The organism is Gilliamella sp. App2-1 (assembly GCF_001690255.1).
Classification (GTDB): domain Bacteria; phylum Pseudomonadota; class Gammaproteobacteria; order Enterobacterales; family Orbaceae; genus Gilliamella; species Gilliamella apicola_G.
Window position 1 is genome coordinate 12479 of sequence record NZ_LZGR01000063.1, and the last position, 13249, is coordinate 25727.

Annotated in this window: 7 protein-coding genes and 1 tRNA gene; 4 read left to right on the forward strand and 4 right to left on the reverse strand. The window is 33.7% G+C overall.

Annotation, left to right across the window (positions count from 1 at the left end; translation table 11 throughout):
• Positions 1 to 36: 36 nt before the first annotated feature.
• The 3 genes from pykF to A9G22_RS08670 all read left to right on the forward strand — a co-directional run bounded on the left by pykF (position 37) and on the right by A9G22_RS08670 (position 5153).
• Positions 37 to 1449 carry a pyruvate kinase PykF gene (gene pykF / locus A9G22_RS08660; RefSeq protein ID WP_075508715.1) on the forward strand — a complete coding sequence of 471 codons (1413 nt, stop codon included), beginning with the start codon at positions 37 to 39 and terminating at the stop codon, positions 1447 to 1449.
• 112 nt (positions 1450 to 1561) lie between these two features.
• A complete protein-coding gene (gene ppk1, locus A9G22_RS08665) occupies positions 1562 to 3619 on the forward strand; it encodes a polyphosphate kinase 1 (protein ID WP_065586072.1) in 2058 nt (685 codons plus the stop codon).
• Positions 3620 to 3683: 64 nt separating this feature from the next.
• Positions 3684 to 5153: a Ppx/GppA phosphatase family protein gene (locus A9G22_RS08670; protein ID WP_081296902.1), complete on the forward strand. Its 1470-nt coding sequence runs from the start codon at positions 3684 to 3686 to the stop codon at positions 5151 to 5153.
• Positions 5154 to 5241: 88 nt separating this feature from the next.
• Here A9G22_RS08670 and A9G22_RS08675 read toward each other — a convergent pair whose 3' ends face one another.
• From A9G22_RS08675 to A9G22_RS08685, 3 genes are all read right to left on the reverse strand, one after another.
• A complete protein-coding gene (locus A9G22_RS08675; RefSeq protein WP_075508716.1) occupies positions 5242 to 6702 on the reverse strand; it encodes a DASS family sodium-coupled anion symporter in 1461 nt (486 codons plus the stop codon).
• A 264-nt stretch (positions 6703 to 6966) separates the two neighbouring features.
• The gene (locus A9G22_RS08680; RefSeq protein WP_075508717.1) at positions 6967 to 7932 is read right to left on the reverse strand and encodes an FAD:protein FMN transferase; all 966 of its coding nucleotides are present in this window, start codon (positions 7930 to 7932) and stop codon (positions 6967 to 6969) included.
• Between the two features lie 30 nt (positions 7933 to 7962).
• Complete coding sequence (locus A9G22_RS08685) at positions 7963 to 10734, reverse strand: flavocytochrome c (protein ID WP_075508718.1); 2772 nt, start codon at positions 10732 to 10734, stop codon at positions 7963 to 7965.
• 519 nt (positions 10735 to 11253) lie between these two features.
• Between A9G22_RS08685 and A9G22_RS08690 the strand changes: the two genes are divergently transcribed.
• Positions 11254 to 12318 carry a dihydroorotate oxidase gene (locus tag A9G22_RS08690; protein ID WP_065586067.1) on the forward strand — a complete coding sequence of 355 codons (1065 nt, stop codon included), beginning with the start codon at positions 11254 to 11256 and terminating at the stop codon, positions 12316 to 12318.
• A 765-nt stretch (positions 12319 to 13083) separates the two neighbouring features.
• On the opposite strand, the gene A9G22_RS08695 is transcribed toward A9G22_RS08690, so the two are convergent.
• Positions 13084 to 13160 (reverse strand) — tRNA-Asp (locus A9G22_RS08695).
• Positions 13161 to 13249 lie beyond the last annotated feature (89 nt).

Below are 13249 nucleotides of genomic sequence, written 5' to 3' on the forward strand. Positions count from 1 at the left end.
CTTTAACTTTAAATAAATTACTAAGTAGATATTATTATGAAAAAGACAAAAATTGTTTGTACTATCGGACCAAAATCTGAATCAAAAGAAATGTTAGCAAAACTATTAAACGCAGGAATGAACGTTATGCGTTTAAACTTTTCTCATGGTGATTATGAAGAGCATGGCAATCGTATTAAAAACTTACGTGAAGTCATGCAAGAAACTGGTTTAAAAGCAGCTATCATGCTAGATACCAAAGGACCAGAAATTCGTACTATTAAATTAGAAGGTGGTAATGATGTATCGCTTGTTGCTGGTCAAACGTTTACTTTTACAACAGATAAAAATGTTATCGGAAATACTGAACGAGTAGCGGTTACTTATGATGGCTTTGCACATGATCTTAAACCAGGTAACAGAGTACTTGTTGATGATGGTTTAATTGCCATGGATGTTAAAGAAATCAAAGGTAACGAAGTTATCTGTACCGTTTTAAATAATGGTGATCTTGGTGAAAATAAAGGTATCAATTTACCAGGTGTTTCAATTAAGCTGCCAGCACTTGCAGAAAAAGACAAAAACGATCTTATCTTTGGTTGTGAACAAGGTGTTGACTTTATTGCCGCATCATTTATACGTAAACGTTCTGATGTTGAAGATATCCGTGCACATTTAAAAACTCATGGCGGTGAAGACATTAAAATCATCTCTAAAATCGAAAACCAAGAAGGTTTAGATAATTTCGATGAAATTCTTGAAGCTTCTGATGGTATTATGGTTGCACGTGGTGACTTAGGTGTTGAAATTGCCGTTGAAGAAGTTATTTTTGCTCAAAAAATGATGATAAAAAAATGTAATAAAGCTTCTAAGCCCGTTATTACAGCAACACAAATGCTTGATTCAATGATAAAAAACCCACGCCCTACTCGAGCTGAAGCTGGAGATGTGGCAAATGCAATTATTGATGGTACCGATGCTGTTATGCTGTCAGGTGAAAGTGCTAAAGGCAAATATCCACTTGAGACAGTGAGTGTCATGGCGACTATCTGTAAACGTACTGATGGTACAATTCCTGCATCATTAGAATTAACATCAAAAGAAGAAAAATTACGCATAACTGCAGCTGTTTGTTGTGGTGCGGTAGAAATTGCTGAACGTCTGAATGCACCATTAATTGTTGTTGCAACTCGTAGTGGTAAATCTGCTCGTGAAGTTCGTCATTATTTTCCTAAAGCACGTATTTTAGCGCTTTCATCAAGCCAAAAAACAGTTAATCAATTAGCAGTAACAAAAGGTGTAGAACCTATTTTAATTGATTCAATCAACTCAACTGATGATTTTTATCGTTTAGGTAAAGAGATGGCAGTTAAAGTATGCAGTTTACAACAAGGTGATATTATTGTGATGGTATCAGGTGCTTTAGTACCAAGCGGAACGACTAACACAACATCTGTTCACCGTATTTAAAAATATATTTTTTAATCTATAATAAAATAAAAAAGCTAGTGATCTGCTAGCTTTTTTATTTACATAAGCTATTCTGTATAAAATTATTATCCATAGAGTTTAAAAGACTAAAATGATTAAAGAAAAAGTATATTTACCTAAAGAACTTAGTTGGTTATCTTTTAATCAGAGAGTTTTACAAGAAGCTGCAGATAAAAGCAATCCGCTCATTGAGCGAGTACGTTTTTTAGGTATATACTCCAGTAATCTTGATGAATTTTATAAAGTACAGTTTGCTAACTTAAAAAAATATGTACTTATTGAACAAGAACAAACGCATACTTCATCTAACTCTAAAAACTTATTGCGCCAAGTAAATCAAAAAGTTATTCAATTAGAATTACAGTTTGATCAACTCTATAATGAACTACTATTAGAAATGGCCAGAAACCAAATTTTTTTGATTAACGAAAGGCAACTTTCATCTTATCAAGAAAATTGGATAAAAAATTATTATAAAGAAAATCTTAGACAATACATCACACCTATTTTACTTGATAGTCATACTGAACTTATACAATTTTTAAAAGATGATCATGCCTATTTGGCTGTAGAAATTAGTTGTGAAGATAACATTAGTTATGCTCTACTTGAGCTACCGACAGATAATATTCCACGCTTTGTATTATTACCTTCAGAAGTTTCAACTAAAAATAAATCAATCATCTTTTTAGACAACATATTACGTTACTGTTTACCCGATATTTTTAAAGTGTTTTTTGATGCGAAAGAATTAAATGCTTACTCAATTAATATTAACAGAGATGCAGAATACGAGTTAAACACTGAGTTAGACAGTTTACTTGAGCTTATGTCTCAAGGTTTAAAACAACGTTTGACTGCACAGCCTGTGCGTTTTACTTATCAAAAAGATATGCCAAAAGCATTATTTGAATTATTGATTAATAAATTACGATTAACCGAACAAGACGCAATGCCTAGTGGACGCTATCCTAATTTTAAAGATCTTGTTAAATTTCCTGATTTTGGGCAAAAGAACCTATTAAATAAAAAAATTCCAAGCTTAAGTTATAATCGTTTTAAACAATTTCGTAATGCATTTGATACGATTAAAGAGCGAGATGTGTTGCTTTATTATCCCTACTATTCTTTTGGTCATGTACTAGAAATCATGCGACAAGCCTCGTTTGATCCTTCTGTTACACATATTAGAATGAATATCTATCGTGTTGCGAAAGATTCACGTTTTATTCACACAGCCATTAATGCTGCCAATAATGGTAAAAAAGTTACCGTAGTGGTTGAATTACAAGCCCGATTTGATGAAAAAGCCAATATAAAATGGGCTAAACGCTTAATTAGTAGTGGAATTAAAGTCATCTATTCACAACCAAAACTAAAGATCCACGCCAAATTGTTTTTAATTGATCGTAAAGAACATGGTGAAATTGTTCGTTATGCTCATATTGGTTCAGGTAATTTCAATGAAAGAACCGCAAGAGTTTATACTGATTTTTCATTATTAACGGCAGATCCCGCAATTACAGATGAAGTTAAAAAAGTATTTAATTTTATCGAAAATCCATTTAAACCTGTGTCATTCAATTATTTACTTGTTTCCCCACAAAATACACGTTTACGATTCTATGAATTTATCGAACAAGAAATAAATAATGCCAAAGCTGGTAAAAAAGCAGGTATCTATTTAAAACTCAATGCAATAACCGATAAAGATATGATAGATCAATTATATCGAGCGTCTTGTGCTGGCGTAAAAATTAGGATGGTAGTAAGAGGAACCTGCGTATTAGTACCGCAAATTCCTAATTTAAGTGAAAATATTACTGTCACAAGTATTGTTGATCAGTTTTTAGAGCATGCACGAGTTTATATTTTTGAAAATGATGGAAAAAAAGATACTTATATCTCTTCTGCTGATTGGATGCCCCGTAATATAGATAACCGTATTGAAGTGGGTGTAAAAATTTTTGATCCAATAATAAAATCAACTATCCATAGTATCTTTGACATACAGTGCAATGATAATGTAAAAGCTCGTATTATTGATAAAGATGCGGTTAACAATTATGTGCAAAGAGGTAATAAGAAAAAAATCAGAGCCCAATATGCTATTTATGATTATTTGAGGCAGTTAGAATTAATTGAATAAGGATTTTTAAGTGAATAAATTCAATGAATATGCGGTAGTGGATCTTGGTTCAAATAGTTTTCATATGGTTATTGCCCGTGTCATTAATGGTGCCATACAAATTATTTATAAAAATAAAAAAAATATTCATCTTGCCACTGGGCTTAATGCCAATAAAGAACTTAGTGAATCAAGCATTATGCAAGGCGTAGAATGCCTTGCGCTATTTGCCGAACGATTAAATGGATTTCCTTCCGAACATGTTCGTGTTGTCGCAACGCATACTTTAAGGGTGGCAAAAAATAGACATAAATTTTTAATGGCAGCGGCTAAAGTATTCCCTTTTCCTGTTGAAATTATTTCAGGCCAAGAAGAAGCTCGTCTTATTTATTTAGGCACCATGACAGCAGAATCAACATCGCCAACCGATACAAAACTTGTGATAGATATCGGCGGCGGTTCTACTGAAATTGCGATAGGCAAAGGGAATGATTTAACCCCTTTAATTGTTGCTAGTCGTCCCATGGGATGTGTAACTTATACAAAACAATTTTTTTATGAACAAAAAATTGATGCGGTGTTATTTCAACGAGCAAAACTTGCTGCTGAACAGCAAATAGAAAGCATGATCAATAGAATAAAAAAATTGAATATCACAGCAGCGTTTGGAACGTCTGGAACCATTAAATCTATTTATCATATCTTATTAGATCTTGGTGTCAGTGATGGTATTATCACACCTAAAAGACTTGATGATTTAATTAGTTATGTTTTGGAATTTAAATCTTTTCACGATATTAATTACCCTTCGCTTTCCAATGAAAGGAAAAACGTATTTGTTAGTGGGCTAGCTATATTTAGCGGTGTTTTTAATGCGCTGGGGATAGAGGCCTTACAGTTTAGTTCATGTGCTTTACGAGAAGGCGTGCTTTACGAGTTGATTGATGGACCTAATTATCGCGATATTAGACAAAACACCGCACAATCGCTTTTAGAACATTACAACATAGATCAACGCCATGCAAAACAAGTTGTTAAAACTGCAAAATATTTATTTGCACAATGGCAACAACAAGCAACAATCACGATTCCATCCAGCCTTGAATCTATATTATATTGGGCCGCTCAGTTACATGAAGTAGGTTTAAAAATTAACTTTTCTTCAATTCATAAACATTCAAGTTATATTTTACAAAATAGTAACTTGCCAGGATTTAATGAAGAACAACAATTACTTTTATCTACTCTTGTTCGTTATCATAGAAAGTCGATCAACATTGATGAATTACCTTATTTTAGCTTGTTTGAATATAAATATATAATATCGTTAATGCAAATCCTTAGATTATCTATCTTGATAAACAATCAACGAAATGCTGAACTCGATTTACAGGCGTTTCAATTGGAATTATCAAAAAGTAAACTAACCAAAGTGACCTTAGAAGTTAACCAAGAATTTGTTGAAAATAATAAATTGATATTACTTGATTTAGAACAAGAGCAAAAATATTGGAAAATGATTGAGGATTGGGAATTATCAATTGCAATTTGCTAGGCTATAAAAATTATATTTATACATAGAAATACCGCCAATCAATATGGCGGTATATACATTAATTAGTAAAAGAACTATCAGCTAATTATTAACCGAGGCCAATAATTTTCCACCATAAAATACCGACAGTAAATACGATAATCAAATTTACAACACTACAAATAAATCCTACTTTCCACCAGGTTTTTACTGGCACAAACCCTTCAGCAAATAACAATGGATTACGAGCATTGGCAAACTGTGTAATTGATCCAAAATAGTTAGTACAAATAACCAAAGCAAAAATTGCAATTAATGTTGGTACGCCAAGCGTAATAGCAATCGATAAGAAAACAGGGAATAATGCAGCTATATGAGCATTTCCACTTGCAAAGAAATAATGTAAATAAACATAAGCAACACATAAAATAACTAATATAAATACCCAACTACTTTCTCCTAAATGACCTTGCACTGCACTACCTATTGTGTCACCTAACCATTTTGTTACCCCAAGTTTATTAACTTGACCTGCCATCATGAGTAATGCAGCAAACCAAATTAATGTATCCCAAGCGGCTTTTTCACTTTTTATATCATCCCAGTTTAATACACCAGTTAAGATCAAAATAGTTAAACCAATAAACGCAGTGGTTGTTGAATCAATACCAAAGTTTTTGCCAAAAATCCAAAGTGCTAACAATAGTACAACCGTAACACCCATAATGATCTCTTTAGCTTTAATTGCCCCCATTTTTTTTAATTCTTCAGTGGCTAATTTTGGGGCTTCTGGTGTTCTTTTTAATTCTGGATTAGTTAAAAAGTAAATAACCAAAGGAATCACAATAAATGAAACTAAGCATGGCACAATTGCTGCAACAAACCATTGTCCCCAGCCTAATGTAATACCCAACGATGTTGTAACTAATTTAGCGGCTAATAAGTTGCCAGTAAACGCTGTTAAAAACATTGCCGAGGTAATATCATTAACATGGCTAATCGTTAACATTAAAAATGTACCAATGCGGTTTCTTGACTCATCTTTGGGGTTAGAATTAAAATTGATTGCTAAAGCTTCTGCTATTGGGTAAATAACCCCACCAGCACGTGCTGTTGTACTTGGAATAGCTGGCGCCAAAGAAATATCAGTGACAGATAAACCATAAGCAAGCCCCAATGTACTTTTACCTAAAATCTTAACAAGATAATAGGCAATGCGTTTACTTAAACCAGTCTTGATAAAGCCACGGGCAATCATAAAAGCAATAACAATTAGCCAAATAAGGCTGCTATTTAGTTCACTTAGCGATACTTTTATCGATTCAGCAGCGGTTATTGCACCAGAAGGTCTCAATACAGCAAAAATTGTAATCGCTAATAGGCCGATTGCGCCAATAGGCATTATTTCAGCTACAATACTGGCAATTGTTGCCACAAAAATAATGCTGGTTTGCCAACCTTCTTGGCTAATACCTTCAGGTGGTGATACAAACAACCAGAGTATCGCTGAAAATGCCACAATAATTATAAGTGGCAGCCATTTCACTGGCGGTTTCTTGACTACGTTCATAGTGTTTTCCTTTTTAAATTTAAATATTATTTAATTTATAAGAGTTGATTCAGTAACAATTATGCCACCATTTACTTTGTTGTTATTTTTATTTAAAATGATTTCTATTTTAAACAACTCTAAAAATTTCAATAAAATCAATTACTTTCCTGACAACTTTTGTGGGGAAGTTTATATATTAACTAACCTTACAAAACTGAATTTTTAAAAAGACTAATAAAATCAGTATTTTTTTAAAACCCTTTTTGATAGCAAATCAAATAATCAATCTGCTTTTATTTTGTATTGAGTATCAATCTTTTGAAAAATAAAGTTATCAGGATTTATTAATGCTATTGTTTTATTCTTTAACAAAAATATCGCTGATAAGTCTTGATGTTTTTGTAAATATTTACTGCTTTTATCAAGCCCCCATCCATAAAAAACAGTTGAATAAATATCGCCTTCCAATGAGGAATCTGAAATTATTGTCACGCTTTCTAATTCATTGTCTAATGGATAGCCTGTTTGGGGATTAAATATGTGATGATAAAGATGATCGTTTTGCATAAAAAAACGCTCATAAATTCCCGATGTCACAATCGATTTATTTTTAACTTTGATAATTCCAGACAGCTTATTATGAGTTGAAAACGGTTTTCGAAGTCCTACATGCCAATAGCCGTTTTTATCCGTTAAGGAGCTTCCTAATGTTAATACATTTCCACCTAAGTTAATAATGCCTTGGTACACTTGCTGTTCATGTAAAACCACTTTGATGACATCGGCAATGTACCCCTTAGCAATTGCACCTAAATCAATTTCCATTCCTTGCTTTTTTAAAAAAACGGAATGTTTGTTTGCATTAAGTTCGATATTTTTAGGATCAATTAATAATAGTTGTTGTTTAATTAACTTGGCAGATGGAACTTTATAACCTTTGAAGCCAATTTTCCAAATCTTAACTAAAGGACCAATGGCAAGATTAAAGCAACTATTAAAATGTAGGCTGACTTTTTGAGCTTGTTCAATTAAAGAAAAAACTGGTTGGCTCACAGTAACGGCGTGTTTTCCTGCAGCTAAATTAATTGACATAACTTCAGATAAAGACCTATTAACGGTCAATTTATCCTCAAGCATTTTTATGGTTTGAAAAACCGTATGTGCAGCGGTTTCATTAGGCTCTAAGAGCGTTAATGAAACCGTTGTTCCCATTAAAGTTTGAGTATATTCGTAGCTCGAACTTACCATGTTAAACAAGCACAAATAATCATAGAAAAATTAACTTTTAATATAATCAGCAGCTTTGGTACCCGCTTGAATACCAAAAATAATGATATCTGCAACCGCATTACCACCAATACGGTTAGCGCCATGTACGCCCCCCACAACTTCGCCTGCTGCGAAAACACCTTGAATGATATTTTTATTTGCATCTAAGACTTGTGTTTGCGTATTGATAGTTACACCGCCCATGGTGTGGTGAACTCCAGGCGCAATTTTTATTGCATAAAAAGGACCTTTTTCAATTGGGTAACGTATTCCTGTTGTTCGACCAAAATCTTCATCGTGTTTAGTGATGACAAACTGATTGTAACGTTCTACAGTTTTAGCTAATGTGTTACCGTCAATCGATAATTGTTGTGCTAATTCTTTAATGGTGCTTGCTTGGGTTACAAGTTTATTTGAAATATATTCTTCAACAGCTTTGTTTTCATCACGAACTTGTTGATCAAACAAGATATAAGCATAATGTTCCGGTAATTTGATAATTTCAGCTGATACTTTATCCCTTGTATCAAGTTCATTAACAAATCGTTGACCTTTTTGTGATATAAGTATTGCGCCACCACCTCGAATAGACTCAGAAATTAAATATGAACTTGTTTGTTCAACCGTTGGATGAATTTGAATTTCCCCCATATCAACAGTTCCTGCACCAAGTTTTTCTAATATCATAATACCTGAACCAGTCGCGCCTTTGTGATTGGTAGTGACAAAGCCTTTGAGATCTGGACGATATTTTTCAACCATGGCAGTATTGGCACTGAATCCTCCCGTTGCAATAACAACTGCTTTAGTTTTTATAACATGAGTTGAACCATCTTCTTCTAAAACTTTAACGCCAACAACTTTATGGTTTTCGGTTGCAATTTCAGTAATCTTAGTATCAAGCATCACTTCAATTGCGCGCTTGTTAATATTTTTTACTAGGCCACTAATTAAAAATCCCCCTACCGCGGCACCACTTTCTGGACGGTGAGTGCGATCGATGCTCATCCCACCCGTTGTTGTAATATTGCTTAATTCAATACCTTTTTCATCTAACCAATTAATGGCATCAGGTGCGTTTTCAACAAAATAACGTAATAATGCTGGATTATTTTTATTTTTTCCACCTGTCATGGTTTCTTTATAAAAGAGTTCTTTAGTATCTACAATACCTTTGAGTTTTTGGAACTTGGTTTCTGCGGCATTCATTCCAGCCGAGGCTTTATTGGTATTACCACCAATGACAGACATTTGCTCAACTATAACTACACTTGCACCAAGATCACGAGCTTGAATAGCAGCAGCAAGACCTGCCCCCCCACTACCAACAATCACAACATCGAAAGACTGGTCATCAGGATTGCCACCTTCAGCAATAATTGCTGCTTTGTTAGATTTTGCCATTGCTTTAGTGACTGCTTTTTTAAAAGCCTCGCACTGAGTAGTTGCTCCCGAAATCGTATCAACATGCGGACTATTTGAACCAATAATTCTATTTTTAATAACCGAAAAATTACCTAAAACGTCATTATCAAACTCTTTCTCATTCACTAATTTTATATTTTTAATAAAGTCTTTACCTAATTCAACATTAATAAGGAATTCATAAGATTCGTCATTAACTTTCTCTTGGTAATTACCGGGTTTGAATTTTTTCACATTAAGATTAACATCACGAATCAAGCTTTCAACAAGAGAAAAATACCATAGAGGTACAGGAATATTAAGAGCCTCACGCTTATCACTATCGATGAAGAGTTCTAGTTTTTCACCTTTCTTTATGCGATTTACCCAGTCAGGATAAGCAATGCAGGCTCGACCAACCGCAACTAAGTCATAACCATTGTTGATTGCATCATCAACATCACTTAGATTAATAACATTCCCAACACCCACAACAGGAATTTTAGCTAATGTTGCTGAACGCATTGCAACATATTTTTTGATTAAAGGAGTTGGATCCTGAGTATCAACAATCGACGATCTAAGCGTTGTTCCCATTGAGAAATGAACATAATCTAGCCCTTTTTTAGCCAATTTTTCAAGTAAATACATTGTGTCATCAAAACGAATTCCTGGGACTTCTATCTCTTCTGGTGAAAAGCGATATCCAACAATAAATCTAGGGGTTGCATATTGCTTAACCATATTATGGGTAATATCTAATACAGCGAGAGGGAATTGAGCGCGATTATCACGGTTACCACCCCATTTATCATCTCGTTGATTTGAATTAGGTGAATAGAATTGTTGAATTAAATAAGTATTAGCACCATGAATCTCTACGCCATCAAAACCAGCCTGAATAGCTCGACGTACTGCCTGACCAAATTTGTCAACCATTTCGTCCACTTCATCAGCAGTCAACTCAATTGGGGTAGCTGCATTAGGGCGTGGAGCTGCAATAGCACTAGGTCCTACAGGAGATTGACCACCAATTAACTTTGGTTCAACCATTCGACCACCATGGTAAACTTGAATAATTGCTTTAGAACCTTGTTCTTTGATAGCTTTAGCAATTTTTGCTAATCCTTCAATCTTATCATCACAATCTAAACCAATAGCGCCAGGAAAAGCTAATCCTTTATTATCAACAAATCCACATTCGACAATAACTGTTCCAATTTCGCCAGCTCTTACGCGATAATACTCAATCAGATCATGTGTAACGGAACCATCGTGAAAACCAGAGCAAGTTGTCATTGGCGCCATCACTATGCAATTTTTTAGTTCGACTCCATTGGGTAGGGTGATCGGCCTAAAAATATGTTCATTTTTCATTTTTATATACCTAATCATTAATATTTAACTTTCATAGTTATCAGTAATGATGACATTACAAATAATCGTTCTCTAGTTTCATTAGCTACATTAATCGTAATGTGTATCATTTTTTCGACGAATTTTTTTTAGATTTATTAATTAATTATAAAATTATTGATATAAATAAAATAATATTTTGCCTATTTTTTATACTCTATAAATCTTAAGGTGAAGAAGTTATAATTAAAAATCTCAAAAAAAACACTGTAACCTTTTCATTTAGTTACATATTTTTCATATTTTCATATTGAACTTTAATTTTGTTAGGATAAAATGACTAGAAATTAATACTATAGAGAATAACGTAATGTTTTTAATACCAATTGACAGATTAGATTCAAAACCAACTTTCTCTTCTCTATTCATCCTACTTTTCAATCCTCCTTTATGGAGGATTTTTTGTTTTAAAAACCTTTTACTTTTATAGCAAATTAATAATCGATTTTACTTTAAGAACACATATAATCAGGAGATATTATGAAATCTTTGACACCTTTTTATAATCCTAGTATAAGCTATGAAGATAATTATGCTCAAGGACCATTTGGAAGTTTTACACAATTAGATAAAGTGCAACAAATCTCAACAAAATCCTCAAAATTTTTAAATGTTGATGTCAATTTACCATTCGGTATGCCAGCGGGGCCTTTATTAAATGCAAATTACATCAAAGCAGCATTTGCTTATGGATTTGATTTATGTGTATATAAAACAGTACGAACTAAACTTCATAAATGCCATCCTTTACCTAATGTTTTAGCAGTCCATCCTAAAGGTGAATTATCTTGCAATTTAGATACGGTATTAGCTGATACTAATTATGAACAGCCACTATCTATAACCAACTCATTTGGTGTGCCTTCTTTTTCACCCGATATTTGGCAACCCGATATGGCAGACGCTGTAAAAACAGCAAGTCATGGACAATGTGTAATTGGTAGTTTTCAAGGTACACAAGGTAATGGCGATATAGAAAAAGATTACGCTTTAGCTGCAAAATTAGTTCGAGAAACCAATGCACCTATTCTTGAGGCAAATTTAAGTTGCCCAAACGAAGGGGCAAGCAAACTACTTTGCTTTGATATAGATAAAGTTGAGCGAATTGTCAATGCCATTAAAACTGCTGTACCGGATCGTCCTCTTATTTTAAAACTGGCTTATTTCCCTGATGATGAAAAAATTATTTCTTTACTAACCCGTGTTGGATCGATTATTGATGGTTTAAGCGCAATCAATACATTATCGGCTAAACCCGTTGATGCTAAAGGCAATCCGGCCTTAGGTGAAAATAGAAAAGAAGGTGGAATTTGTGGTGATGCAATTCGTTGGGCTGGCTTAGATATGGTAAGTCGACTTGCTAAATATCGTAAACAAATGGAGCTAAAATTTGCTATTGTTGGTGTGGGTGGTGTCAGCTCGAATGAACATTACCAGCAGTTTATTAACAGTGGCGCTGATGCCGTCATGAGTGCAACCGGTGCAATGTGGAATCCACTCCTTGCGATAGAAATCAAGAAAGACCTTTTGAATGGAAATGGTTAGTTGAAAAAACATAAAACGTTACGGGGTAACTTATCCTATAATCCCATTTCCAGTAATAAAGTTATATGATATTGCTTTATTTACTTTTACTAACAATAAAATTGAAGAAGAATTGATTAAACGGATGGGGGCTTGAACCCGCCCCCCAGCGTAACAGGCAGAACGCTAAAAGGTAATTTAATTAAAAAAAATTAAAAACAAAGATTTGCATCTATTGCAATATTTGATTGTGACACAATATAAAGTAAATTAAATTTATATAAAGCGTGGTATTGACACAAATATACCACAACGTCAACAACGATGACATTGCCGATTTTGTGATGCTATACTCTACTGTAGAATATAGAAAATTGATAGCGTTTTAGATTAGTCTAGTTTTAGTATTTATTAATTCGTTATCAACTAAAATGAATTCATCATTATCATGAATTGGTAATCGTTTCCCTGTCAGCATTTCAGATGTAAAAAACCAATGATTATCCGACAATTCAATCACATTATTATTACTATCTACTCCATCTTAGATTGCATGCTTGGGCAAATAGACATTCAATGAATGGCATTCATCCACACGCACTACAGGTTTTAGAAGAGTGGAATAAAGCTGATACCTGTTAGAAGATATGCTCATTTGTCTTCAAGGCATTTGTTAGGAGTTTCGGACAATGCTTTATCGAAAAGCGTCGCAAATTTGACACAAAGAGTACCGCAATGAGAAGTACTTTTACCGATTTCTTTAATCAATTGATACTCATAAAGAATTGGCGGAACGGACGGGGCTCGAACCCGCGACCCCCTGCGTGACAGGCAGGTATTCTAACCAACTGAACTACCGCTCCGCTTTATTTGATAGTTTTAATGTAGAACATTAAAGTAGGCGTGATATTAAAGATTATTTTTATTATCGTCAATAAAATTTTTAAAATTA

What these genes read in the sequence shown, in the direction of transcription:
- pykF (WP_075508715.1), top strand. Translation starts at nt 37, where the DNA reads ATGAAAAAGACAAAAATTGTTTGTACTATCGGACCAAAATCTGAATCA.
- ppk1 (WP_065586072.1), top strand. Translation starts at nt 1,562, where the DNA reads ATGATTAAAGAAAAAGTATATTTACCTAAAGAACTTAGTTGGTTATCT.
- A9G22_RS08670 (WP_081296902.1), top strand. Translation starts at nt 3,684, where the DNA reads ATGGTTATTGCCCGTGTCATTAATGGTGCCATACAAATTATTTATAAA.
- A9G22_RS08675 (WP_075508716.1), bottom strand. Translation starts at nt 6,702, where the DNA reads ATGAACGTAGTCAAGAAACCGCCAGTGAAATGGCTGCCACTTATAATT.
- A9G22_RS08680 (WP_075508717.1), bottom strand. Translation starts at nt 7,932, where the DNA reads ATGGTAAGTTCGAGCTACGAATATACTCAAACTTTAATGGGAACAACG.
- A9G22_RS08685 (WP_075508718.1), bottom strand. Translation starts at nt 10,734, where the DNA reads ATGAAAAATGAACATATTTTTAGGCCGATCACCCTACCCAATGGAGTC.
- A9G22_RS08690 (WP_065586067.1), top strand. Translation starts at nt 11,254, where the DNA reads ATGAAATCTTTGACACCTTTTTATAATCCTAGTATAAGCTATGAAGAT.